The sequence below is a fragment of the Xanthomonas hortorum pv. cynarae genome, from assembly GCF_002939985.1.
GTDB lineage: Bacteria > Pseudomonadota > Gammaproteobacteria > Xanthomonadales > Xanthomonadaceae > Xanthomonas > Xanthomonas hortorum_D.
On record NZ_MDFM01000008.1, the window covers coordinates 120,019 to 144,728 of the forward strand.

Consider the following 24,710-nt stretch of genomic DNA (forward strand, 5'->3'; position numbering starts at 1 on the left):
GTGAGTCACACCGACCCGTCGTTGCCACCGGTAACACAGGCCAACATCCTGCTGCAGCCAACCCCACCCAGAATGCCGCGTGCACACGGCCGCTTCGGTCGCTGGCTGGGCCGTACCGCCTTGCGCCTGACCGGCTGGCGCCTGCTCGGGCGGCTGCCCGACGAGCCCAAGCTGGTGATGATCGTGGCCCCGCATTCGTCCAACTGGGACGGCTTTCTGGGCTTTGCGGCCAAGTTCGCGCTGGGCTTCGATGTGCGCGTGCTGGGCAAGGCGCAATTGTTCTGGTGGCCGCTGGGCCCGCTGCTGCGCAAGCTCGGCGCGATCCCGCTGGACCGCAGCTCGCCGCAGGGCACCATCGGCCAGGCGGTGCGTCTGATCCGCAACTCCGAGCAGATGTGGTACGTGATCACCCCCGAAGGCACCCGCAAGCGCGTGGAACACTGGAAGGCGGGCTTCTGGAAGATCGCCTCCGACTCCAAGGTGCCGATCCTGCCGGTGTATTTCGACTATCCCAGCAAGACCGTGGGCATCGGCGAGCCGTTCTGGACCGGTACCGACATGGCGGCCGATATCGCCGCCATCCGCACCTGGTACCGGCCGTGGCGCGGCAAGCATCGCGATACGCTGTGATGATGCGGCCACGCGCTTGAAAGGTTTTGTCACTGCCGGTCGCCTGCATTCATGACCGGCGCCGCCGGGCACCTCGCTGCCTCCACCGAGGAAACACCATGATGGGCTTGTCCGCACGCGCACTGTGTTTGTCGCTCTCCCTCCTGCTTGTTGCCGGCCCGGCGCTGGCGGCCACACCGATGCTGGTGATCCACGGCGGCGCAGGCGTGGAGAAAGCCGGCCTGTCTGCAGACGAACAGGCGCAGGCGCGCGAGGCGATGCAACGCGCGCTGCGAGCCGGTCACGCGGTGCTGCAACGGGGTGGCAGCGCGGTGGATGCGGTGGCCGCCACCATCACCGTGCTGGAGGACGCGCCGCAGTTCAACGCCGGGCGCGGCGCGGTGTTCACCCATGACGGCAAGAACGAGCTGGACGCCGCGATCATGGACGGCGCCACCGGCAAGGCCGGCGCGATTGCCGGCGTGCACACGGTCAAGAACCCGATCCAGCTGGCGCGCAGCGTCATGGACCATTCCAAGCACGTGATGCTGGTCGGCGACGGCGCCGAACAGTTCGCGCGCGAGCAAGGCGTCACCCTGGTCGACCCGAGCTATTTCCGCACCGACAAGCGTTGGCAGCAACTGCAGAAAGCGCTCAAGGCCGAGGCCGGCGACCGCAAGGCGCAGGCCGAACTCGATCTGGAAACCGCCAAGCACTTCGGCACTGTCGGTGCGCTGGCGCTGGATCGCGAAGGACACTTGGCCGCCGGCACCTCCACCGGCGGCATGACCAACAAACGCTACGGCCGCGTCGGCGATGCGCCGATCATCGGCGCCGGCACCTACGCCAATAGCCAGTGCGCGGTGTCCGGCACCGGCTGGGGCGAGTTCTATATCCGCGCGGTGGCCGCCTACGACATCTGCGCACGCATGAAGTACGCGGGCCAGTCGTTGCAACAGGCGGCCGAAGCAGTGATCGACCAGGAGATTCCCAAGGCCGGTGGTGACGGTGGCGCCATCGCGCTGGACGCGCAGGGCAATGCCGCGTTCCCGTTCAACACCGAGGGCATGTACCGCGGCTGGATCGGCGCCGATGGCACGCCGCACGTGGCGATCTTCAAGGACGAGACGTTGTAGCGCACATCCTCAACCGAACCCGTCCATCCAATCCAACGGCACATGCCAGCGGCCCGCAAACCCGCTAGCGTGACCGGCTGCTCTACCCACTCAGGAATCACACGCCATGTCGCGTACCGTCGTTCTGGCCGCTGCCATCACCCTGGCACTGGCTGCTTGTTCTGGAAAAGATTCGTCCGGTAAGGAGTCCACCACCGTGCCCGAGAAGACCGCCGCCACCCCGGCCGCCGATGCCGCGCCGAACCCGCTGCTCACCCCCAGCACGCTGCCGTTCCAGGCGCCGCCGTTCGACAAGATCAAGGACAGCGATTACCTGCCGGCCTTCGAAGAAGGCATGCGCCTGCAGTTGGCCGAGATCCGCAAAATTGCCGACAACCCCGAACCGCCCACCTTCGACAACACCATCGAAGCGATGGAGCGTGGTGGCGAAACGCTCTCGCGCGTGTCGCGCATTTTCTTCGGGCTGGTGCAGGCCGATACCAGCGATGCACGCCAGAAGATCCAGGAAGAGATCGCGCCCAAGCTGGCCGCGCACCAGGACGAAATCAATCTCGATCCCAAGCTCTTCGCACGCGTCAAAACCCTCTACGACCAGCGCGACACGCTGAGCCTGGACCCGGAGCAGAAGCGTCTGCTTGAGCGCGATTACGAAGAACTCGTGCGCGCCGGTGCGCAGCTGTCCGAGGCCGACAAGGCCAGCCTGCGCAAGCTCAATATCGAAGAGACCACGCTCTCCACCCAGTTCCATACCCGTCTGGTCGCCGCCTCGGCTGCCGGTGCGGTGGTGGTGGACGACAAGGCCAGGCTCGATGGCCTGAGCGAAGGCGATATCGCCGCCGCCGCCGATGCCGCCAAGGCGCGCAAGCTCGATGGCAAGTACCTGCTCACCTTGCAGAACACCACCCAGCAGCCGGTGCTGGCCTCGTTGAAGGACCGCCAGCTGCGCGCCGAGGTACTCAAGGCCTCGGAAACGCGCGCCGAAAAGGGCGATGCCAACGACACCCGCCAGACCATCCAGCGTCTGGCCCAGCTGCGCGCGCAAAAGGCCAAGCTGCTCGGCTTCGACAGCTACGCCGCCTACAGCCTGGGCGACCAGATGGCCAAGACCCCGGCCGCCGCGCTCAAGCTGCTGACCGACACCGTGCCGGCCGCCACTGCCAAGGCGCGCCGCGAAGTGGCCGAGATGCAGAAGGTGATCGATGCACAGAAAGGTGGTTTCAAGCTCGCCGCGTCCGATTGGGACTTCTACGCCGAGCAGGTGCGCAAGGCCAAGTACGACCTGGACGAGTCGCAGATCAAGCCGTATTTCGAACTGGACAACGTTCTGCAGAACGGCGTTTTCTACGCGGCCACGCAGCTGTACGGCATCACCTTCAAGCAGCGCACCGATATCCCGACCTATCACGCGGACATGAAGGTGTATGAAGTGTTCGACGCGGACGGCACCTCGATGGCGCTGTTCTATACCGACTACTTCAAGCGCGACAGCAAGTCCGGTGGCGCCTGGATGGACGTGTTCGTCGAGCAGGACGGCCTCACCGGTGCCAAGCCGGTGGTCTACAACGTCTGCAACTTCACCAAGCCGGCTGCCGGCCAGCCGGCGCTGCTGAGCTTCGACGACGTCACCACCTTGTTCCATGAGTTCGGCCACGCGCTGCACGGCATGTTCTCCAAGGTGAAGTACCCCTCGATCGCCGGCACCAGCACCTCGCGCGATTTTGTCGAGTTCCCCTCGCAGTTCAACGAACACTGGGCCTCCGATCCCAAGGTCTTCGCCAACTACGCCAAGCACTACCAGACCGGCGCGGCGATGCCGGCCGAGCTGGTGGAAAAGATCAAGAAGGCCAAGACCTTCAACAGCGGCTACGCAACCACCGAGTACCTGTCGGCCGCGTTGCTCGACCTGGCCTGGCACACCCAGCCGGCCGACGCATCGTTGCAGGACGTGAGCAAGTTCGAAGCCGACGCGTTGAAGCGCTTCAAGGTGGACCTGGCCGAAGTGCCGCCGCGTTATCGCAGCAGCTATTTCGACCACATCTGGGGCGGCGGGTATTCGGCCGGGTATTACGCCTACTTCTGGTCGGAAGTGCTCGACGACGACGCATTCGAATGGTTCAAGGAAAACGGCGGCCTGGATCGCAAGAACGGCGACATCTTCCGCGCCAAGATCCTCTCGCGCGGCAACACGGTGGACCTTGCCACGCTGTACCGCGACTTCCGCGGCAAGGATCCCAGCGTCAAGGCGCTGCTGGAGAACCGTGGTTTGACGGAGTGAGACACCCGCGTGCACGACGCACGCGGATGCAGCAATGATCGAAAACGGGATGGCCTTGCGGCCATCCCGTTTTTGTTGCGTCGCTTTTGATGCATCGCCGCGCTCGGCGCCGCATCATGCTGGTTGCGGCGCCTGATCGTCCCCGATCTGCACGATCACTTCGTGCGACTGCGATGTGGACGCTGCTCCCGGACGCAGCCGCTCCACCGCCTGCGTCAGGGTCAACGGCGGCGCGGCCTGCGCTGCGGAGGACGTGGCACCGGGCGGTGGTGTGAGCGCCTTGGCCTGACCCAACAACCGTTCCACATCGTTGCCCTGCAGCAGCTCGTTGATCTTTAGGCTCGCCTTGGTCGCCCGACGCTGTGACAGCGCTTCGTTGGCGCCCCCCATCACGCCGCGCAAGACTTGCTGCTTCAATCCGATGTCGGTGTCGCCCTCGCGGCGATTGTTCTTGACGGTGATGGCGGTGTGCTGATTCAGCGCGCCGACCGCAGCCATGCCTCCCGACAGGGCGGAGATCGCCAGAGACTGTGCGGTCGGCACGTTGCGCGTTCCTCCCTGCGCCGCGGAGCTGGCCTTGCCGATCACCGAGGACGCCGCGCTACCCAGCACGCCTAGATGGAACATCTGGCCAATGCGTTGGGCGGTCTGTGCGGAGAACTCGCGCGAGGTGTACTTCTTGGCGATATCGCTGATCAGTTGGTCCGACACCACAGACTTCTCGGCACCCAGCAGTACCGCCGCAGCGACGCCGTCCGGCTCGAGTTCGTCCAACCTGCCTTCGCGCAAGGCTTGCAGATCCTGCCTCAGCAATTTCAGCGTCTTCGCCGGGCCGGCGCCATGGCCCGATTCCAGATCCAGGTCGTCGGCGTCTGCCGTTCCCTGCGGCGAACGCGATGCCTGCACCTCCGCGTTGAGCGCTTTTTCCATCGACACCAGTCCGTTGATGACGCGTTTTACTAGAGCCTGCGTGGGCGACTGAATCAGTTTGCGCAGCTTGCCCTGATCGATCTCCTCTGCCGAAACTGCCTCGCCACGTGCAAGTTTCGACTTGCCCGCTTCGGTCAGTACATCGGCGTACAGCAGATTGAGCTTGTTGTTGTAATCCTGTTTTGCCTGTTCGTCGAATCCGGCGGCCACATGTTGCGCAGCTGTCATCAGCAGGGCACCGACAGTCTGCGCGGTCGGCGACAGTGCCCGCATTGCGCCTGTCTTGCTGAGCAAGCCCAGCGTGCCCGCCAGAGGCGAACGCAGGATGCGCGGGACGGCCTGCCAGCGATTGCCCATCCATTGCCGGTCGTGCGCGCCCTGGGTCATGACAAAGTCGTGCTGCGCCTGATGCAGGCGCGATTCGGCTTGCAGCAATTGGTGGGCAGCGGCGATAAGGGCGTGAGTTGGCAGTGCGGTGGGGGTCTGGTCTGCGGCGCGCTTGAGTTGTCTGAAACTGTCTAAGCACCCGCTGAATTCGGCAACATGCCTTTCCAGCGCCTTCGCAAGGTCCGGTAGCCAATGCTTGTCGTTGATCTGATTCTTGTCCGGCACGATGACGTGACCGCCATGCTCACGGATGGATTCGCACAGGCTGACCACTGCCGACTGCTGGGCCGCATTCATCGGTGCGGCGATGGCCGCTGTCGCAAAGCCGAATCCTGCGCCTGCCCAGGGCTGACGGGTTGCGTAGTTGATCCAGGGCGAGACGATGTACTGCATCGCATTGTTTAGAAAACTACCGGTGGGATTGGGCATGCCGGACAGCAACGCGGTACGTCGCAAATCGGAAACTTCGACTTCGCTCAATCCCTGCGCTTTGTACCAAGCCATCGCATCCGTTTCGTGGATGCGGTTCAACAAATCTGTGTGTGTCGCTGCGCGTTCGTGCACGCCGGTGGTGTCCGGCAGTTTCATCGGCCTGATCTGGTTGATGAGTTCGGCGGCCAGCTGCGGCTCGACCGGGCGCCGGTTGTCGGCAGCCAGTTTCTCTTTGAGTCGCACCAGCGACGCTCCGCCAGGATGCGACGGCATTACAGGCTGCGAAATCTGCAGACCAACCGCGTCCAGGTGGCTAGCCGTATGAGATGGGTCCGCAGTGGCGTCTGCGGTCTCCTTGCCGCGCTTGTTGGGGCGGCTGGATAGCTTGGTCAATGGGCCACCGGGCTGGGCATCCGAATGGCTGGGCGAGGCATCCTGGGACGCTTCTTTTTCGATCTCATGGATGTGCGCACTCGACGCTGACACAGTGCGACTGAGCGGATTGGCAGATGCAGCAGGTTTCATCAGATTTCTCCTGGCGCTTGATGCAGTGGCGGCATCGATCAATGGCCGGTGCCGAGTAATGCGATCGCCTCGCAGCCCTGAGCTGGGCGCATTGTCGAGGGGCGGCGTGGTCGCCATGGCTCGAAAAGAGCACCGAGTTCAAGCACGCGACGAAACCGTTGCCGATGAAAGATCAAACTGCGGATCGCATTGTTCAGGGATTGCACCACTCTACAGGGGACATCTTTGCCGGATAGCGGAACCGACGTCGCTGCACCCGAATCCCCCGGAGGTGTGGGCGCCAAGGTCGGGTGCGCTGCTTCCTATGGCAGGGTTGGTGAAGGCGTCACGCGGCGACGGGTGACGCCCGCATCCGCGTGCGAGGTGCGCCATCAAAACGTGATGGCACGCATCGGCATGCCTCAGGCCAGTTACCGTGTCGCCACTAACCCATCCGACCCTTGTGCCGCCGCATCCTGCCGCCACCAACGCACGCGGTTGGCCGGCGCCTGCAGATCCACCCGCTCGCCCATGCACGGCGTGACCAATGCGACGCCAGCGCTATCGGCCAACGCCACGATGCGGTCCAGCGGCTCCTGCCACGCGTGCATGGCCAGATCGAAGGTGCCGTTGTGGATCGGCAGCAGCGTCTGCCCGCCCACGTCCAGATAGGCCTGCAGGCTCTGCTCCGGTTGCATGTGCACATGCGGCCACTGCTGGTCGTAGGCGCCGTTTTCGATCAGCGCCACATCGAACGGGCCGAGCTGCTCGCCGATGGTCTTGAAGTGCGGGCCATAGCCGCCGTCGCCGCTGAAGAACACGCGCAGGTCGCGGTCCTGGATCGCCCAGGAACACCACAGCGACCGCCCGCTATCGAACAACCCGCGCCCGGAAAAATGCTGCGACGGGGTGGCGGTGAGTTGCACGCCATCGATGGTGATCGCATCCCACCAATCCAGCTGACGCACCTTGGCCGGGTCCACGCCCCAGCGCACCAGCAGATCGCCCACACCGAGCGGTGCGACGAACACGCCCACGCGGTCGGCCAGCGCGTGGATGCTGGCGCGGTCGAGATGGTCGTAATGGTTGTGCGACAGGATCACCCCGGCCAGTGGCGGCACATCGTCCAGCGCGATCGGTGGCGCGTGGAAACGCTTGGGCCCGGCGAACGGCACCGGCGAGGCGCGCTTGGAGGACACCGGGTCGGTCAGCCACCACCGGCCGGCCAGTTTCATCAGCACGGTGGAATGGCCCAGGCGATACAAACTCCGATCGGGCGCGGCAAGCAACTGCGTGCGCGTCAACGGCTGCACCGGCAATGGTGCGGACGGCACCGTGGTGCTGGGCTTGGCGAAGAAGACCCTCCACAGCAGGCCGATCTGCTCGCGAAGGCTCAACGTGACAGTCGGCAGCGGCAGCACATTGCGAAACCGGCCACCGCGGAACTGCGGCGAGGCGGCATAGGGAGAAGGGCGAGGAGAAGCCATAGGAGAGTTCGACCGAGACATGGGAATAGCGATAAGGAATGCGAGCGACCCCAACACGACTGCGCGACTGCCAGATGGGCTGTGCTCGGCGCTGAAGATCTGCAGAAACCGTTCGTACGCTGCGGTTCCTACGCGCCGGCTGCGCCCGCGTGACACTCATGTGTCACGCGGCTGACTGCCGAGATTACACTACACAGTGTAGTTTATTTCTGTGAAAGTAAACTGCCGGGTGTAAAATCGGCAAATGTCGACTGCCTCTTCCCCTCCAGCCGCGCCGCAGCGGCTGACCGACCGCAAGCGCCACGCCATCGTGGAGGCGGCCATTGCCGAGTTCCGCCAGCACGGTTTCGAGGCCACCAGCATGGACCGCGTGGCGGCCACCGCCGGGGTGTCCAAGCGCACCGTCTACAACCATTTCCCCAGCAAGGACGCGCTGTTTGGCGAAATCCTGCGCGGGCTGTGGCAGCGCAGCGCCGATGCGGTGAACCTGGTCTACCGGCCCGATCAACCATTGCGTGCGCAGTTGATAACGTTGCTGCAGCAAAAGCTACGCCTGCTCGACGACCCGGCATTTATCGATCTGTCGCGCGTGGCCCTCGCCGAGGGCATCCACTCGCCGGCGCGTGCCCGCGAACTGATATCGCAGCTGGGCAGCAAGGAAGAAGGCACCACCACCTGGCTGCGCGCCGCACTGGCCGACGGCCGCCTGGCCGGCGTGGAGGCGGACTTCGCCTCACAGCAGCTGCAGGCGCTGGTCAAAGGCTTCGCGTTCTGGCCGCAGCTCACGATGGGCCAGCCGCCGTTGTCGCCGCAGCAACAGACGCAAGTGGCCGAATCGGCCGTCGCGATGTTTTTGGGGTTGTACGGCCGCGAGTGAGTGCACGCATGCATGCATGCGGCATGCTGCGGCATCTGCCTGGACCTGCCTGCCATCGGCCGTCTTTTCGCGTGGCATGTTCGCTGCAGGAATCAACGCAGTTCTGCACTCCCGCGCCGTGTTAGGACGGGTCGATGCCGCGCGGTTACCGCAACACGCTGCACGAACCGTTGTCGATACTGTGCATGCACAGTGGTTGTCAGACCAGGCGTTGGTGCGATGCAGGCAGATCAGCACGCAGCAGGCAGCAAAAGCTCACCGCTCCGAATCGCCACTTTCGTCATACCCGCGCGGCGTGAACAGATCCGGTTGGATCAACTCGATAAACGCGCGCGCCTGCGGCGAGAGATATTTGCCCTTGCGCACCACAACACCGTAGCTGCGGGTGGGGAAATAATCCTTGAGCGAGCGCGTGGCGAGTTTGTCGCGGTCGGCATCGGTGACGCAGATCGCGGTGACGATGGAAATGCCCATGCCCATCGCCACGTATTGCTTGATCACCTCCCAACCGCCCACTTCCAGTGCAACGGTGTAAGGCACGCGTGCCTGTTGGAAGACCAGATCGACCAGCCGATAGGTCACCTGCCGGCGCGGCGGCAGGATCAGCGGATACGGCGACAGATCCTGCAGCGTGACGGTGGGCTTGCTTGCCAACGGATGATCGGGCGGGGTGATCAACAGCTGTTCGAAGCGATACACCGGCGCGTAGTTGAGGTCGGCCGGCACGTCCAGCATCGAGCCGACGGCCAGGTCCACCGCGTCCTCGCGCAGCAGGTCGGTGCCGTCGGCGCTGATGGCGTTGTGCAGGGTCAGCCGCACGTCCGGATGGCGCGCGCGAAAGTTCGCCACGATGCGCGGCAGCAGATACAGGATGGTGGAGCTGTTGGCGGCGATATTGAGCTCGCCCGCATCCAGCCCGCGCACCTTCTCGCGAAAGCTCGCCTCCAGGCCGTCCAGGCTTTCCACCAGCGGCAGTGCCATGTCGTAGAGCAGCTGGCCCTCGCGGCTGGGTGTCATCCGTCGCCCGGAGCGCTCGAACAAGGCCACGCCCAGGTCGCGTTCCAGCGCCTGCAATTGCAGCGTCACCGCCGGCTGGCTGACGTAAAGCGCCTCAGCCGCCCGTGAGACCGAGCCTAATCTAACCGTCTGGCAGAACGCACGCAGCGGCTTGAGCCGGTCGGATTTGTAGGAAAATCGAGGGGTTGGCACCATTTGAGTGCGTACGAAAATCCACTATAAGCTCAGCTTATTTACAGCATTGATAAAACTGCTTTGTCAAATAGTTGCCAGCGGCGCACGGTGCAGGTCCGGATGCAAAGGACTTACGCCATGTCTGCCACCGCTTTCGCTCCACGCTCTACCGAACGCGCCACTCCCGGTCTGTCGCTGACCACGCAGGTGGCCGGCCAGGCAGAACTCCTGCCAGCCGCCGCGTTGGCATTGCTGGTGTCGCTGCACCGCGCGATCGAACCCGGTCGCCAGCAGCGCCTCGCCCAGCGGCGGGTGCGCCAGGCCGAGTTCGACGCCGGCCAGTTGCCGGACTTTCGCTCTGACACCCGCGCCATCCGCGCCGGCGACTGGCGCGTGGCCGCGCTGCCGGCGGCGCTGCAGGACCGCCGCGTCGAGATCACCGGCCCCACCGATCCGAAGATGGTCATCAACGCGCTGAATTCCGGCGCCAAGGTGTTCATGGCCGACTTCGAAGATTCCACCGCGCCGACCTGGCGCAACCTGCTGGCCGGCCAGCGCACGTTGGCCGCTGCGGTGCGCGGCGATCTCAGCTTCGATGCGCCCAACGGCAAGCACTACGCGCTGCGCCCGGAAGCCGAGCGCGCGGTGTTGATCGTGCGCCCGCGCGGCTGGCATCTGGACGAGAAGCACGTGCTCATCGATGGCCAGCCGCTGGCCGGCGGCTTGTTCGATGCTGCGGTGTTCGCCTTCCATAACGGCCGTGCGCTGCTAGCCAAGGACCGCGGCCCGTATCTGTATCTGCCCAAGCTGCAGAGCATGGAAGAAGCCGCGCTGTGGGAGACCGCGCTGGCGCATATCGAAGCGATGCTCGGCCTGCCGCATGGGCAGATCAAGGTGACCGTGCTGATCGAAACGCTGCCGGCGGTGTTCGAGATGGACGAGATCCTGCACGCGCTGCGCGATCGCATCGTCGGGCTCAATTGCGGGCGCTGGGACTACATCTTTTCGTACCTGAAAACCTTTCGCGCGCACCGCGACCGCGTACTGCCCGAGCGTGGTCAGGTCACCATGACCCAGCCGTTCCTGAAGGCGTATTCGGAGCTGTTGATCAAGACCTGTCATCGCCGTGGTGCGCATGCCATGGGCGGCATGGCCGCGCAGATTCCGATCAATCACGACGAAGCCGCCAACGAGCAGGCGATGGCCCGCGTGCGTGCCGACAAGTTGCGCGAAGTGACGGCCGGGCACGATGGCACCTGGGTAGCGCATCCGGCTTTGATTCCGGTGGCGATGAAATTGTTCGACGAGCACATGCCCACCGCGCATCAGCATCACGTCTTGCGCAACGATGTGCAGGTGACGCGCGACATGTTGATCGCCCCCTCGCCGGGCAACGTCACCCGCGCAGGGTTCGAAGGCAATGTCGAAGTGTGCGTGCGTTATCTGGCCGCCTGGCTGGACGGCAATGGCTGCGTGCCGATCCACAACCTCATGGAAGACGCCGCCACTGCAGAAATCAGCCGTGCGCAACTATGGCAGTGGCTGCATCACGGCCAGCATCTGGACGACGGCACTGCCATCGATCAGCAGTTATTGCAGGCCGCGTTGCGGGCGCTGCCGGCACGCCTGGGCGCGACCAACGCACTGCCTGGCGCTGCGCGCATCGACGACGCCATCGCCTTGCTGGAAACACTCAGCCGCGCCGATGAACTGGCCGACTTCCTCACTGTGCCTGCGTACCGATTGATCGATTGATCTATCCACTGCAGCGACAGGCCACAGCACGCGTGCTGTCGCTGCAACCCATCAACGCAACGCACTACGTCAACACCGCACACCGCCCGATTGCGCCCATGCGCAACGACGGCCATGCCATGCCCCGCGCACAGCACACCGCGCCATTCCTTCCTCGCTGCATCCGCCGTATCCCTGTCAGGAGAACGCACCATGAGCAACACACTGCAGACCGCCGAACAGATCCAGCAGGACTGGGCCAGCAACCCGCGCTGGACCGGCATCACCCGCAACTACACCGCAGCCGATGTGGTGCGCCTGCGCGGCACCGTGCATGTCGAGCATTCGCTGGCACGATTGGGTGCGGACAAGTTGTGGGCATCGCTGCACACCACGCCGTTCGTCAATGCGCTGGGCGCGTTGACCGGCAATCAGGCGATGCAGCAGGTCAAGGCCGGTTTGAAGGCGATTTATCTGTCTGGCTGGCAGGTGGCCGCCGATGCCAACCTGGCCGGGCAGATGTACCCGGACCAATCGCTGTATCCGGCCGATTCGGTGCCGGCGGTGGTCAAGCGCATCAACAACACCTTGCTGCGTGCCGATCAATTGCATCACGCCGAAGGCAACGACGATATCGACTTCCTGCAGCCCATCGTGGCCGATGCCGAAGCCGGCTTCGGCGGCGTGCTCAACGCCTTCGAGCTGATGAAGGCGATGATCGAAGCCGGCGCCGCCGGCGTGCATTTCGAAGATCAACTGGCCTCGGTGAAAAAGTGCGGCCACATGGGCGGCAAGGTGCTGGTGCCCACGCGTGAGGCGATCGAAAAGTTGAATGCCGCGCGTCTGGCGGCCGATGTGCTGGGCGTACCGACGCTGTTGATCGCACGCACCGATGCCGAAGCGGCCGATCTGATCACCAGCGATGTGGATGCCAACGATCAGCCGTTCACCACCGGGCAGCGCACGGTCGAAGGGTTCTTCAAGACCCGCAACGGGCTGGATCAGGCGATCAGTCGCGGGTTGGCCTATGCACCGTATGCGGATCTGATCTGGTGCGAAACCGGCAAGCCGGATCTGGAATTCGCGCGCGCCTTCGCCCAGGCCATCCATGCCAAGTTCCCCGGTAAATTGCTGGCCTATAACTGCTCGCCGAGCTTCAACTGGAAGAAGCACCTGGACGACGTCACCATCGCCAGATTCCAGACCGAGCTGGCGATCTACGGCTACAAATTCCAGTTCATCACCCTGGCCGGCTTCCACGCCTTGAATTACGGCATGTTCAACCTGGCCCATGGCTACGCGCGCCGCCAGATGAGCGCCTTCGTCGAGCTGCAGCAGGCCGAGTTCGCAGCGGCGGACATGGGCTTTACCGCAGTCAAGCATCAGCGCGAGGTGGGCACCGGGTACTTCGACGCGGTGACGCAGGCGATTCAGCAGGGGCAGTCGTCCACCACCGCGCTGCGTGGGTCGACTGAGGAAGAGCAGTTTCACGGTGAAAAAGCGGCTTAGAGCGACTAACAAAACGTAGCGAGCGCCTGGCTGGCGGACGTGCAGTAGTTTTTGTTAGCCGCTCTTAGCCTGCAGCAAGCCGCCAGGTGCAGCTCGGGAGGGAGAGGGCTCGGGAAACCGGGCCCTTTTTTGTTACCTCATACCCGTCATTCCGTCTCTTCATCCGTGAGAAATAGTGTGACCTGGTGCTGAACAAAGGGGTCCTGTAGGATTTGTCCATGGGCTAACGTTGTAGGCCAGCCTAAGGAAATCTGGATGACTTGCCACAACACCGCAGGCGCGGTCGAACCGACTGGAGGCGTTGCCAAAACGTTGTCCGACGGGCTGCATGCGCTGATGACTGCCGAAGAGCTGGCGTTTTTCGCCCGCTTCGGCCGTGCGCGCGAGTTGGCGGCGGGCCAGGCGCTGTTCGAGCGTGGTGCCGTGGGCACGCAGATGTTCATCGTTGTCAGCGGCCAGATCGATCTGGATTTTGGCGAGGACCTGATGCTCAAGCATCTGGGCCCGGGCGAATTTTTCGGCGAACTCGGCTTGCTGATCGGCGACCACGCACGCAGTGCCGGCGCCAGTGCCTCCACCGACAGCCGTTTGATCGAACTGGCCCACGACGATTTTCAGCGCCTGGTCGATCACGACCCGTCGATGGTGGCGCATTTTCTGCGCCGCTCCATCGTGCGTGTGGTCAACAACGAGCAGTTGCTGATCCGTCAGCTGCGCCGTCGCAACCACGATCTGGAAGCGGCGCTGGACAATCTCTATGTCACCTCGCACAAACTCAACCACACCGAAGAGTTGAGTCGCACCGACGAGCTCACCGGCCTGCACAACCGTCGCGGTCTGGCGCTGCATCTGCAGGAATGTCGGCGTTCCGGCGCGGTGCCCGGTGTGGGCCTGATCCTGATCGATTGCGACCGTTTCAAGCGCATCAATGACGAATTCGGTCATCTGGCCGGCGACCGTGTGCTGCAGAACGTTGCCCATGCACTGCGCTCGGTGATCGCCGATGGCGATCTGGCCTGCCGGCTGGGCGGCGACGAATTCTGCGTGCTGGTCGCGCAAGGCACGCGGGAACTGATGCACCACATCGGCGAATGCATCGTGCGCGCGGTGGAAGCACGCCTGGGCAACACCCAGAGCGAGCAAGGCTGCTCGGTCAGTCTTGGCCTGTGCATGATCGATGCGGATGCGGCATGGAACGACTGGTACACGCTGGCCGATAGCGCGTTGTACCAGGCCAAGCGGCAGGGCGGTAACGTGTTGTGCATGCACGAAGCACCTGCGCCGGGTAGCACGCTGGTATCGGGTAACACGCTCGCCTCTGGCAATCACTGAGCAATGAGCACGCGCACCCACGCACGCAAGGATGCGTCGTCGGAAGCGATCCAGGCGCCGCGTCTGCGCACCTTGCTGTTGACCGATTTATGCGATTCCACCGCACTGGTCGAACGTATCGGTGACAACGCTGCCGCCGCATTGTTCCGCGAGCATGACCGTCTGGTGGTCAAACTGCAGCAGCAATGGCGCGGTCGTCTGATCGACCGCTCGGACGGGCTGTTGCTGCTGTTCGATCGCCCCATCGATGGCCTGGGCTTCGCACTGGATTACGCACGCGGACTCAAGGCGATGGGCGATGCCCGCACGCTGACGCTGCGCGCGCGCCAGGGCCTGCACGTGGGCGAAGTGCTGACCTGGCGCAACAGCGACGAAGCCGTGAGCATCGGCGCCAAACCGCTGGAAGTGGAAGGCCTGGCCAAGCCCACCGCCGCGCGACTGATGTCGATGGCACGGCCCGGGCAGATCCTGTTGTCGGCGGTGGCCGAGTCGTTGACGCATCGTGCGGCGCGCGAACTGGGCGATCGCGGCGAACGCATCTTGTGGAAATCCCACGGTCGCTGGCGCTTCAAGGGCGTGCCTACGCCAATGGAGATTTACGAGGTCGGCGAGATTGATGTCACGCCGCTGCGCGCGCCCAGGCATTCGCCCAAGGCATGGCGCGATATTCCGTTATGGCGCCGGCCGGCAGCGCTGCTGGCGGAAACGTTAGTGGTCGCCACTGTCTGTGTGTCGGTATGGTTTTTTACCCGTGCCGAGCCGGCGATCGCCTTCGCCGAGCGCGGCTGGGTTGTGGTTGGCGACTTGCGCAATCTGACCGGCAATACACTGCTCGACAGCTCGCTGGAGCAGGCGCTACGCATCAGCCTGGAGCAGTCGCGCTACGTCAATGTCCTGAGCGATATGAAAGTGCGCGACACAATGACCCGGATGAAACGCGATCCGGACAGCGTTGTCGTCGATCGTGCCATCGCCTCGGAAGTGGCCATGCGCGATGGCGCCAGTGCAGTCATTCTGCCGACTGTGGCCGAGATCGGGGGCAAGCTCCGCTTCAGTGTGGAGTTGGTGGATCCACGCACGCAGACCACGGTGTACTCGGAGTTTGTGCAAGGCGATGGCTTACCGTCCGCGCTGTCGTCCGTAGATCAGGTCACCCGTAAGTTGAGGCAGGGACTTGGCGAAGTTGTCGCTTCGATCGACAAGCATTCGGTGCCATTGCCCGCCGTCACCACCTCAAGCCTGGATGCATTGCGTGCCTATGCCCTCGGCGTCGACGCCACGGTGAAAGGCCAGTGGAGCCAAGGCATGGAACTCTTCGAGCGCGCAGTTGGCATCGACCCGGAATTTGCCTTGGCCTATCTGGGCGCAGCACGCATCAAGGTCGCCATCTCCGACCGCGATGGCGCGCTGCCGTATCTGGATCAAGCGATCCGTTTCCGCCGGCGTTTGCCGGAGCGTGACCAGCTCTATCTGGATGCCTGGGCGGCCGAGTTGCGTGCGCCCGAGAAAGCGTTGCCGCTGTGGCGAACCCTGGCATCGCTGTACCCGGACAACTTTGCTGGAACCGCCAATGCCTCCTGGCATCTATTCGTTGCCAATCGTTTTGCCGAGGCGCTTCCCTATGCGCAGGCAGCCGATGTTCCGCAGGATCCGCTACGCGCGATCGCCACGGATCGGGTTGGACGCATCTTGCTGGCACAGGGAAAAGCCGAGGCTGCATTAAAGTATTTTGTCCCTGATGACGTTGATCGCGCAGGTCCGCTACGGCGGCGGGCCAGCGCGTTGGCATCACTGAATCGCTACGCCGAAGCACAGCAAGCGCTCGATACGATCGTGAAGAGCGGCTACGTCAACGACGATGTGGTGCCATTGATCGACCGCACCAGTATTGCGATCGATCAGGCCGACTGGATGGCTGCGCGCGCTTCCATTGCGCAAGCTCTGACGCGTAGCAAGCAGACAGACGATTTCATTTATCGGCAGTTCCTGGTCATTGCGTTGACGACGGATGCCCTAACCGATCCGGCCACCCCAACCAAGCTGAAGCCGACGTTCGAGCGGTTGACATCAGCAGTAACCGACGACAGGTTGGCGATGGCAAACCAGCAGGACAATGCAGCGATGGTCTTGATCGTGGCCAGCCACGCACAACGCAGCGGCGACGATAGTCTGACTGCGCGCGCGCTTGAGGCGATCAGGCCGGCACTGGTACATGAAACGCCGGTACTTGCCGACCTTCGCGCAATTGTCGAAGCCCAACATCTTGCGTTGACGGGCGACCGCGCGGCGGCTATTGCGCATCTGACAGTCGGTGACGACACGCTCGTCCAGACCCGCGTTGCGCTGTATGCGCTGCTGAGTGACAGCGGACGGCACGCCGAAGCGCTCCAACAAGCACGTTGGCTATCCCTGCGCCGAGGTCGCGCTTACATCGAGGCGAACGCGTCACAAACGCTGCAGCCGCTCAATGTGGCCGATGCGCGGCTGGCACAGCTCTGGATGGCCGAGTCGTTGCATGCACTCGGCCGCACCCACGAGGCACGCGAACAGGCCCAGGCATTTGTACGTGCGTGGCCTGTGTCGCGTCTGCCCGCTTACCTGCGCACCAGGGTAGAACGGATGCTCTCCGATTCGAAGGCAAAGATCACGGTGTGATTGGCGTTCTGGGTCAGGTAGCTATGCAACTCGGTGCGGGCCAGCGCGATCTCTTCCTTCGAGGCGAGCTGATTGGTGGTCATGCAAAAGTATGGCTCTCCCATGCTGGGCACGCTGTCGTCGGCGTTCGCACCGGCTGCGCCAATCCGGGCAAGCGCTTGAGCCGGATTAGATTGAAAGCATTCGCGGAAGTCGTCGTCGCTGGACAGCAGCTCCAGCAGCTTGTCGGCAATGGATGCATCCAGCGGAGGATGTGCGTTATCGGCTGAGTCGGTCATGGTCTTGCCTGCAGAATGAGGGTGTGTGGTGCGTGGTGTGACAGGAGAGCTGACACAATATCGACCATGCTCATGCGTCCTTGAGATGTTCCTATGCAGATCCGTCGCTGTGCCACGCTGTTCTTCGAACTTCGCAACGATGCGGTGTTCGATCTTGCTCACTTGCTTGCCGGCGGCGATGGGCTGCGTCGTCGCGCACGATGGCTGGCACTGGCGCCGCATCTCGATGCAGAAGTGGAGGTCGGAACAGCCGAGCGCGAGTGGTTGGGCGAGTTAAGCCCGGCGCGCTGGCGGTTAATCGATCAGATGCAGCCACCACCGGCCTGGCTCGATGGGTTGATCGAGCAGGGGCTTGTGATCAGCGATCAACAGGAGCATGCAGCGCATCGCCACAATGACGAGCGGGTGCAGCAGCAGCGCTGGTGGCCATTGGCTGCGTTGTGGCACCGCTTCGCGCGTTGGAAAGGCGAGGACAGCGTGGCAACGATGGAGGCGCAAGGTCTGACGACTGCAGAAGGCATGGTGGAGCGCCTGGGTGCGCCGCCGGCAGAGGTCGTCAGCCGTGGCGAGGGAGGCGCCAAAGCCCGAATAGCGTTGCCGCGCGCAACGCCGGGTACGTTCGATCAACTGCTGGCGCGGCGCGTGACCTGCCGCAATTTCGATACGCAGCGCCCGCTATCAAGCGAATTATTGGCCCAGATGCTCGAACGCAGCGTCATGGCGAGCGCGCGGATCGAGGTGGGGCACGATACCGCATTCTTGAAGAAGCCAGTGCCATCGGGAGGCAGCCTGCATCCCACCGAAACCTATCTGCTGGTACAGCGGGTCGAGGGCATGGCAAGTGGCCTGTATCACTACCGTCCGCTCGACCATGCATTGCACCCCTTGCCATCGCCTGCACAGCCGCTCGCGGAATTCGCACGCAAGGCAGTGTCGGGGCAGCACTGGTTTGCCGATGCGCCGGTGCTGTTGATTCTGGCGCCGCGGTTTTTACGCAGCTTCTGGAAATATCGGAACCATGCCAAGGCTTACCGCGCAATGATTCTGGACGTGGGCCATATTGCACAGACCCTCTATCTGAGCGCGACCGATTTGGGGCTAGGGGCGTTTGTCACCTCGGCAATCAACGAGGTGGATATCGAACACGCGCTAGGCCTGGATGGCCTGCAGGATGGCCCGTTGGCCATCTGCGGTTTCGGTTGGCGTGCCGAGGAAATGAAAAATACCGAGCTGGATCCTGGCGGCGCAGTGTGGTCGATCGGTCTTGATCGAGAGGCTTCCAGAGAGATCGGGCAACAGTAGCGAGCAAGCATCGGGCCTCGACACATCTATCGTGCGTTGAGGCGATTTTATGCGTGCTGCGTGCTGCGTGCTGCGTGCTGCGAACGCCGGAGGTGCATGCGTCAGCGCTTGCCTTTGCAGGCGAGCGCAGTAGCAGGTGCCATCACTGTAAAGCGAGCGACCCCTTTGGCCGATTACCGCCGAATCGCCTGCGTATGCGTCTTCAACGCATCGCTCAAGCCTTGCACCTTGTCCGCGCCTTCCGGGACGGTGATGCTGGAGCCGGTCAGATCCTCGCCGATGGGTTGCACGCGGCCGCCCAGGCATTGACCCAGGAAGCCTTCGGTCACCGCGTTGAAGGCCTTGCTGTTTTCCGGGCGCCGGAAGCCGTGGCCTTCGTCCGGGAACAGCACGTAGGTCACCGGAATGTTCTTGGCCTTCATCGCGTTGACGATCTGGTCGCTCTCGGCCTGTTTGACGCGCGGGTCGTTGGCGCCCTGGCCGATCAACAACGGCTTGCTGATCTTGTCGACATGCGTGAGCGGTGAGCGATCGGTCAGCCATTGCCTGCCGGCGGCGGTGGCCGGGTCGCCCATGCGCTTGGTCGCCTGCTTGTAGAATCTGGCCCAGTACGGCGGGATGGTGGCGAGCAAGGTGTTGAGGTTGGCCGGGCCGACGATGTCCACGCCGCACTTGAACGCGTCCGGGGTGAAGGTCATGCCTGCCAGCGTGGCGTAGCCGCCGTAGCTGCCGCCCATGATGGCGACCTCGTTGGGGGTGGTCACGCCCTGTTTGACTGCCCACTGCACCGCGTCGAGCAGGTCGTCGTGCATCTTGCCGCCCCACTCGCCGTTGCCGGCGTTGGTGAAGGCCTTGCCGAAGCCGGTGGAGCCGCGGAAATTGACCGCCAGCACCGCATAGCCGCGATTGGCCAACCATTGCTCGTACGGCCCGTAGCCGTAGCTATCGCGCGCCCACGGGCCGCCATGCACGAACAGCACCAGCGGCACCGGTTTATCCGCCTTGCCGTCGTGGTTGGCGTCGGCCTCGGCGGGCAGGGTGAGATAGCTCACCAGCTTGAGGCCGTCGCGCGAGGTCAGTTCCTGTGGCCACATCGGCACCAGCGGTTTGCCATCCAGCGCAGGTCGGGCGGAGAACAGCTTGGTCAGCTTGCCGCCATCGGCGCGATCGTAGCGGTAGTAGGTAAGCGGTGTTTCTGCTGCCGAATACGCCACGATCCAGGTGCGGTCATCGAGCGTGCGTGATGCGATGCTGGCATCGCCCGCGCCAAGTGATTTGAGTTTCTGCAGATCGGCGGCGATGCCGGTATCCAAGGCCTTCCACTCTTCGCGCAGGTAGTCGGTGGACACCGCCTGCACCACGCCGGTTCTGGGGTCGTTCAAGGTGGCGCCGACATCGGCGCGCGGGTTTTCGAACAGCAGCGTGCGTGCATTGCTGGCGGTGTCGATCGCATACAGCGCCGAGGTGTCGCGGTTGCGCGAATCCTGCATGTACAGCGTCTTGCCGTCGTCGGTAAGCCCCTCGGGCGCGGTATTGGTGACGTCTTCGAACGGGATGCGGTCCACGCTCTTCCATGCCTTGCCGTCGGGCACCAGCAGTTCTCTGCCGGCATCGTCGGTGGCGCGGGTGGCGTAGCGCAGTCGGTAGTCGCCGTCGAGCAGATAGCTTTCCAGACTGTCGGTGTTCTTCTGCACCAGGGTGCGCTTGCCCGAGGCCAGGTCGACCCGGTACAGATCGTGCCACTTGGCGTCGCGGTCGTTCATGCCGACCATGATCGATTCGGGATGCTGCGCGCTGACGCGATACATCTCGGCCGTGGTCTTCTTGAACGGTGTGAGGTCCTTGCTGCTGCCATCGGTCAGATTGACCGAGAACAGATGGAAGTCTTCATCGCCGCCGTCATCGCGCAGATACAGCAGCGTATTGGGTTGATACGTCCAGAAATAATTGCGGATGCCGCGGGCGGTGTCCTTGGTGATCGCACGCGCCTGATCCGGCGCATCCACTGGCGCGACCCAGACATTGAGCACGCCCTCCAGCGGTGCCACCCAGCTGAGGTACTTGCCGTCCGGGCTGATGGTCACGTTGGCGCGCTCGGGATTGCCGAACAGCGCATCGCGGGTGATCAGTTCCGGCGGTGCTGCCGGCGCTGTCGCGGTTGCTGCGGGCGGTGCGGCCTGATCGCTCGTGGACGCGGTTTTGTCGCTGCAGGCAGCCAGCGCCAGCACGATGCTGGAAACAAGAAGCAGGCGTTGCATGAAAGCCTCCGGTAAGAATCGCGGCCACGCCGGCCGCTTTCCGCAACGCTAGGCGCAATGCCCGCGCACACGAGCGTGCCGTTGGTCACCTTTTCGTGCGGCGCTACGCAGACGCGGACACGGACACGAACTCCACTAGCGCGACGCCATCGGCGACCAGATCGCCTTCTGCGACCAGATACGCCTGCACGGTGCCATCGCCGGGCGCGTGCAGGGTGTGCTCCATCTTCATCGCTTCGAGCACCACCAGCGCTTGCCCGCGCGTGACCGGCTGGCCGACCGCGGCGACCAGCGACACGATGCGGCCCGGCATCGGTGCAGTCAGGCCGCCGGTTTCATGCGCGGGTTGATCTGCCTCGACCAATGCGTCGTGGTGGCGGAAGACCGCACGGTCTTCCGCGCCGATCAGGGTCAGCGTGCTGCCGTCGCGCAAGACCTGTGCGCGCCATTGCCGTCCATCCATCTCCACGCGTAGCGCGGTGCCCTGCGTTTGGCAGCGCAGTGCGTGCGTGTTGCCCAGGTCAGTAACCTGCCAACCATCGGCCAGCCGACGCACGCCTAGCTGGCGCCGCTCGCCTGCGGCCTCCAGCGTGATGGCGTGGGCCGCATGCACGCCGATACGCCATCCATCGGTGTTTCCCCACGGCGAGAACGGGTCGGCCGGATCGGGCGTGGCGTTCGGCACTGCCTCGGCCATCAACACGGCAGCCAGGCACCACCACGCACTGTCTGGCGCATGCGCTTGCGGAAACAAGGTCGCATGCTCGCGTTCGATCAAGGCGGTATCCAGATCGGCCGAGGCAAACGCCTTGGTGCCGACAAGGCGCAACAGAAACGCACTATTGGTGGTGACGCCGACCGCATGGCATTGCGCCAGCGCTTCGCGCATGCGCGCCAGCGCAGCGGGGCGATCGATATCCCACACGATCAGCTTGGCGATCATCGGGTCGTAATACGGGCTGATAGTGTCGCCTTGCTCCACGCCCGCATCGATGCGCACATACGCACTGGGTGCAGGCAGCTGCAGCTGCCGCAGCGTGCCGGTCGAAGGCAGAAAGCCGCGTTCGGCATCTTCGGCGTACAGGCGCGCTTCCAGCGCATGCCCGTGGATGCGCAGTTCGTGCTGACGCTGCGGCAGCGGTTCGCCGGCAGCCACACGCAGCTGCCACTCGACCAGATCGGTACCGGTGATCAACTCGGTCACCGGGTGCTCGACCTGCAGCCGGGTGTTCATTTCCATGAAATAAAAATCGCCATCGGGGCCGGCAATGAACTCCACCGTGCCCGCACCGACATAGCCCACGGCGCGTGCGGCGTCCACGGCGGCCTTACCCATCGCTGCGCGGCGGTGTTCGCTCATGCCGGGGGCGGGCGCTTCTTCCAGCACCTTTTGATGGCGGCGCTGCACCGAGCAGTCGCGTTCGAACAGATACACCACCTCGCCCTGCGTATCGCCGAACACCTGGATCTCGATATGCCGTGGCCGCTCGACATACTTTTCAACCAGCACCTGCGCATTGCCGAATGCAGACTGCGCCTCGCGCTGGCAGCTGGCCAATGCTTCTTCGAATGCATCGCTTGCGTCCACGCGGCGCATACCCTTGCCGCCACCGCCGGCGCTGGCCTTGATCAAGACGGGATAGCCGATCGCATCGGCCTGCGCGCGCAGGAAGGCCGGCGCCTGTTCGTCGCCGTGGTAGCCAGGCGTCAACGGCACGCCGGCGCGTTGCATCAGCGCCTTGGCCGCACTCTTGTCGCCCATCGCGCGAATCGCGGCTGCGGGTGGGCCGATAAACACGATGCCGGCCTGCGCGCAGGCATCGGCAAACGCCGCATTCTCCGAAAGAAAGCCATAACCCGGATGGATCGCCTGCGCGCCGCTTGCGCGTGCGGCGTCGAGAATGACCTCGCCACGCAGGTAGCTCTGCTGCGCCGGTGCCGGACCGATATGGATCGCTTCATCGGCCAGGCGTACATGCCGCGCATCGCGATCGGCATCCGAATACACCGCCACCGTCGCGATGCCGAGCTTGCGACAGGTGGCAATGACCCGGCACGCGATCTCGCCGCGATTGGCGATCAGGATCTTGTCGAAGTACGGCTGTGTTGCTGTGGCGTTGGATTCGCGCTGGGTCATGACGAAGTTCTCTGCACCTCGCCATGGCGGCGGGGACTGCGATAAAAAAACGATTTGTTCACCGCCTCACATCCGGAACACGCCGAAGCGTGTCGTTTCGATCGGCGCATTCAACGCAGCCGACAAGCCCAGCCCAAGCACGCGACGCGTATCGGCCGGATCGATGATGCCGTCGTCCCACAACCGCGCACTGGCGTAATACGGATGCCCCTGCTGCTCGAACTGCGCCCGGATCGGCGCCTTGAACGCCTCTTCTTCTTCGCCCGACCACGCACCGCCCTTGGCTTCGATCCCATCGCGGCGCACCGTGGCCAGCACGCTGGCGGCCTGCTCGCCGCCCATCACGCCGATGCGCGCATTCGGCCACATCCAAAAGAAGTTCGGCGAATACGCACGACCGCACATGCCGTAGTTGCCGGCACCGAACGAGCCGCCGATTACCACAGTGAACTTGGGCACCTTGGCGCAGGCCACCGCCATCACCAGCTTGGCACCGTCCTTGGCAATGCCGCCGTGCTCGTATTTGCGCCCGACCATAAAGCCGGTGATGTTCTGCAAAAACACCAGCGGAATGCCGCGCTGCGTGCACAGCTCGATGAAGTGCGCGCCCTTGAGCGCGGACTCGGAAAACAGGATGCCGTTGTTGGCGATGATGCCGACCGGGTAGCCGTGCAGATGCGCAAAGCCGGTGACCAGGGTGCTGCCGTAGCGCGGCTTGAATTCGTCCAGCTGCGAGTCGTCGACGATGCGGGCGATCACTTCGCGCACATCGAAGGGCTTGCGTGTATCGGCAGGAATCACGCCATACAGTTCGTCGGCAGCATGCCGCGGCGGCAGCGGTGCGCGCAATGCCAAGGTGGCCGCCGGCTTGCGCCAGTTGAGTTGCGCGATGATGGCGCGCACGCGCGCCAGGGCCTGCAGGTCGTTGTCGGCAAAGTGATCGGCCACACCGGAAATGCGCGTGTGCACATCCGCACCGCCAAGGTCTTCGGCACTGACCTCCTCGCCGGTGGCCGCCTTGACCAGCGGTGGGCCGCCGAGAAAGATGGTGCCTTGCTCGCGCACGATCACCGTCTCATCGCTCATCGCCGGCACGTAGGCACCGCCGGCGGTGCACGACCCCATCACGCAGGCGATTTGCGGGATGCCGTTAGCCGAGAGATTGGCCTGGTTGTAGAAGATGCGCCCGAAGTGATCGCGGTCGGGAAACACTTCATCCTGCAGTGGCAGAAACGCACCGCCGGAATCGACCAGATAGATGCACGGCAAGCGATTCTGCTGCGCGATTTCCTGCGCGCGCAGATGCTTCTTCACCGTCATCGGGTAATAGGTGCCGCCCTTGACGGTGGCATCGTTGGCCACGATCACGCATTCCACCCCGGACACGCGCCCGATGCCGGCCACCACGCCAGCGCAGGGCACCTGATCGTCGTACATGCCGTGTGCGGCCAGCGGCGCGATTTCCAGCAAGGCGCTGCCCGGATCCAGCAAAGCATCGATGCGCTCGCGCACCAGCAACTTGCCGCGGGCGGTGTGCTTGGCGCGCGCGGCCTCGCTGCCGCCCAATGCGGTCTGCGCCAGCGTGCGGCGCAGATCCTCGATCACTGCGCGCAGTGCGGCAGCGTTGTATTGGAAGCTCTCGCTACTGATCTGCAGCTGGCTGGTGATCACGCTCAT

16 protein-coding genes are annotated in these 24,710 nt (G+C 63.9%); 9 read left to right on the forward strand and 7 right to left on the reverse strand.

All coding sequences use genetic code 11. The features are described from left to right. The 3 genes from XcyCFBP4188_RS07725 to dcp all read left to right on the forward strand — a co-directional run bounded on the left by XcyCFBP4188_RS07725 (window position 1) and on the right by dcp (window position 4,020). Complete coding sequence (locus tag XcyCFBP4188_RS07725; RefSeq protein WP_043908054.1) at window positions 1-630, forward strand: lysophosphatidylcholine acyltransferase; 630 nt, start codon at window positions 1-3, stop codon at window positions 628-630. Between the two features lie 98 nt (window positions 631-728). Next, entirely contained in the window at window positions 729-1,745 is a 1,017-nt protein-coding gene (locus XcyCFBP4188_RS07730) for an isoaspartyl peptidase/L-asparaginase family protein (protein ID WP_006449815.1), read from the forward strand. Window positions 1,746-1,851: 106 nt separating this feature from the next. Further along, window positions 1,852-4,020, forward strand: a complete 2,169-nt coding sequence (gene dcp, locus XcyCFBP4188_RS07735) for a peptidyl-dipeptidase Dcp (RefSeq protein ID WP_046932456.1) — start codon at window positions 1,852-1,854, stop codon at window positions 4,018-4,020. Window positions 4,021-4,134: 114 nt separating this feature from the next. Here the strand turns inward: dcp and xopN are convergent, their stop codons facing one another. Together xopN and XcyCFBP4188_RS07745 are read right to left on the reverse strand one after the other, a co-directional pair. Continuing rightward, on the reverse strand, window positions 4,135-6,294 hold the full coding sequence (gene xopN / locus XcyCFBP4188_RS07740; protein WP_046932460.1) for a type III secretion system effector XopN: 2,160 nt from the start codon (window positions 6,292-6,294) through the stop codon (window positions 4,135-4,137). A gap of 410 nt (window positions 6,295-6,704) precedes the next feature. After that, window positions 6,705-7,760 carry an MBL fold metallo-hydrolase gene (locus XcyCFBP4188_RS07745; RefSeq protein WP_104591885.1) on the reverse strand — a complete coding sequence of 352 codons (1,056 nt, stop codon included), beginning with the start codon at window positions 7,758-7,760 and terminating at the stop codon, window positions 6,705-6,707. A 244-nt stretch (window positions 7,761-8,004) separates the two neighbouring features. On the opposite strand from XcyCFBP4188_RS07745, the gene XcyCFBP4188_RS07750 reads away from it, so the two are divergent. Beyond that, entirely contained in the window at window positions 8,005-8,637 is a 633-nt protein-coding gene (locus XcyCFBP4188_RS07750; RefSeq protein ID WP_006448682.1) for a TetR/AcrR family transcriptional regulator, read from the forward strand. A gap of 255 nt (window positions 8,638-8,892) precedes the next feature. On the opposite strand, the gene XcyCFBP4188_RS07755 is transcribed toward XcyCFBP4188_RS07750, so the two are convergent. Further along, a complete protein-coding gene (locus tag XcyCFBP4188_RS07755; protein WP_006448681.1) occupies window positions 8,893-9,849 on the reverse strand; it encodes a LysR family transcriptional regulator in 957 nt (318 codons plus the stop codon). 117 nt (window positions 9,850-9,966) lie between these two features. Between XcyCFBP4188_RS07755 and aceB the strand changes: the two genes are divergently transcribed. From aceB to XcyCFBP4188_RS07775, 4 genes are all read left to right on the forward strand, one after another. After that, on the forward strand, window positions 9,967-11,583 hold the full coding sequence (aceB, locus tag XcyCFBP4188_RS07760; RefSeq protein WP_043907219.1) for a malate synthase A: 1,617 nt from the start codon (window positions 9,967-9,969) through the stop codon (window positions 11,581-11,583). Between the two features lie 192 nt (window positions 11,584-11,775). After that, entirely contained in the window at window positions 11,776-13,071 is a 1,296-nt protein-coding gene (gene aceA / locus XcyCFBP4188_RS07765; RefSeq protein ID WP_104591886.1) for an isocitrate lyase, read from the forward strand. 255 nt (window positions 13,072-13,326) lie between these two features. Continuing rightward, window positions 13,327-14,403, forward strand: coding sequence for a GGDEF domain-containing protein (locus tag XcyCFBP4188_RS07770; protein ID WP_006450098.1), 1,077 nt, complete (start codon window positions 13,327-13,329; stop codon window positions 14,401-14,403). A gap of 3 nt (window positions 14,404-14,406) precedes the next feature. Next, on the forward strand, window positions 14,407-17,058 hold the full coding sequence (locus tag XcyCFBP4188_RS07775; protein ID WP_006450097.1) for a putative peptide modification system cyclase: 2,652 nt from the start codon (window positions 14,407-14,409) through the stop codon (window positions 17,056-17,058). Here XcyCFBP4188_RS07775 and XcyCFBP4188_RS07780 read toward each other — a convergent pair. Beyond that, entirely contained in the window at window positions 16,998-17,336 is a 339-nt protein-coding gene (locus XcyCFBP4188_RS07780) for an NHLP-related RiPP peptide (protein WP_043908337.1), read from the reverse strand. The genes XcyCFBP4188_RS07775 and XcyCFBP4188_RS07780 overlap by 61 nt on opposite strands. Window positions 17,337-17,429: 93 nt before the next feature. On the opposite strand from XcyCFBP4188_RS07780, the gene XcyCFBP4188_RS07785 reads away from it, so the two are divergent. Continuing rightward, on the forward strand, window positions 17,430-18,638 hold the full coding sequence (locus tag XcyCFBP4188_RS07785; RefSeq protein ID WP_006450095.1) for a putative peptide maturation dehydrogenase: 1,209 nt from the start codon (window positions 17,430-17,432) through the stop codon (window positions 18,636-18,638). Window positions 18,639-18,811: 173 nt separating this feature from the next. On the opposite strand, the gene XcyCFBP4188_RS07790 is transcribed toward XcyCFBP4188_RS07785, so the two are convergent. From XcyCFBP4188_RS07790 to XcyCFBP4188_RS07800, 3 genes are all read right to left on the reverse strand, one after another. Further along, entirely contained in the window at window positions 18,812-20,896 is a 2,085-nt protein-coding gene (locus XcyCFBP4188_RS07790) for a S9 family peptidase (RefSeq protein ID WP_006450094.1), read from the reverse strand. A gap of 103 nt (window positions 20,897-20,999) precedes the next feature. After that, a complete protein-coding gene (locus XcyCFBP4188_RS07795) occupies window positions 21,000-23,033 on the reverse strand; it encodes an acetyl/propionyl/methylcrotonyl-CoA carboxylase subunit alpha (protein ID WP_104591887.1) in 2,034 nt (677 codons plus the stop codon). 66 nt (window positions 23,034-23,099) lie between these two features. After that, window positions 23,100-24,710, reverse strand: coding sequence for a carboxyl transferase domain-containing protein (locus tag XcyCFBP4188_RS07800; RefSeq protein WP_006450092.1), 1,611 nt, complete (start codon window positions 24,708-24,710; stop codon window positions 23,100-23,102).

Bases quoted from the DNA above. Each gene is read 5' to 3' on its own strand.
- XcyCFBP4188_RS07730 (WP_006449815.1), top strand. From the start codon at position 729: ATGATGGGCTTGTCCGCACGCGCACTGTGTTTGTCGCTCTCCCTCCTG.
- XcyCFBP4188_RS07745 (WP_104591885.1), bottom strand. From the start codon at position 7,760: ATGGCTTCTCCTCGCCCTTCTCCCTATGCCGCCTCGCCGCAGTTCCGC.
- dcp (WP_046932456.1), top strand. From the start codon at position 1,852: ATGTCGCGTACCGTCGTTCTGGCCGCTGCCATCACCCTGGCACTGGCT.
- XcyCFBP4188_RS07775 (WP_006450097.1), top strand. From the start codon at position 14,407: ATGAGCACGCGCACCCACGCACGCAAGGATGCGTCGTCGGAAGCGATC.
- XcyCFBP4188_RS07780 (WP_043908337.1), bottom strand. From the start codon at position 17,336: ATGACCGACTCAGCCGATAACGCACATCCTCCGCTGGATGCATCCATT.
- aceB (WP_043907219.1), top strand. From the start codon at position 9,967: ATGTCTGCCACCGCTTTCGCTCCACGCTCTACCGAACGCGCCACTCCC.
- XcyCFBP4188_RS07785 (WP_006450095.1), top strand. From the start codon at position 17,430: ATGCAGATCCGTCGCTGTGCCACGCTGTTCTTCGAACTTCGCAACGAT.
- XcyCFBP4188_RS07800 (WP_006450092.1), bottom strand. From the start codon at position 24,710: ATGAGCGTGATCACCAGCCAGCTGCAGATCAGTAGCGAGAGCTTCCAA.
- XcyCFBP4188_RS07770 (WP_006450098.1), top strand. From the start codon at position 13,327: ATGACTTGCCACAACACCGCAGGCGCGGTCGAACCGACTGGAGGCGTT.
- XcyCFBP4188_RS07795 (WP_104591887.1), bottom strand. From the start codon at position 23,033: ATGACCCAGCGCGAATCCAACGCCACAGCAACACAGCCGTACTTCGAC.
- XcyCFBP4188_RS07790 (WP_006450094.1), bottom strand. From the start codon at position 20,896: ATGCAACGCCTGCTTCTTGTTTCCAGCATCGTGCTGGCGCTGGCTGCC.
- xopN (WP_046932460.1), bottom strand. From the start codon at position 6,294: ATGAAACCTGCTGCATCTGCCAATCCGCTCAGTCGCACTGTGTCAGCG.
- aceA (WP_104591886.1), top strand. From the start codon at position 11,776: ATGAGCAACACACTGCAGACCGCCGAACAGATCCAGCAGGACTGGGCC.
- XcyCFBP4188_RS07750 (WP_006448682.1), top strand. From the start codon at position 8,005: ATGTCGACTGCCTCTTCCCCTCCAGCCGCGCCGCAGCGGCTGACCGAC.
- XcyCFBP4188_RS07755 (WP_006448681.1), bottom strand. From the start codon at position 9,849: ATGGTGCCAACCCCTCGATTTTCCTACAAATCCGACCGGCTCAAGCCG.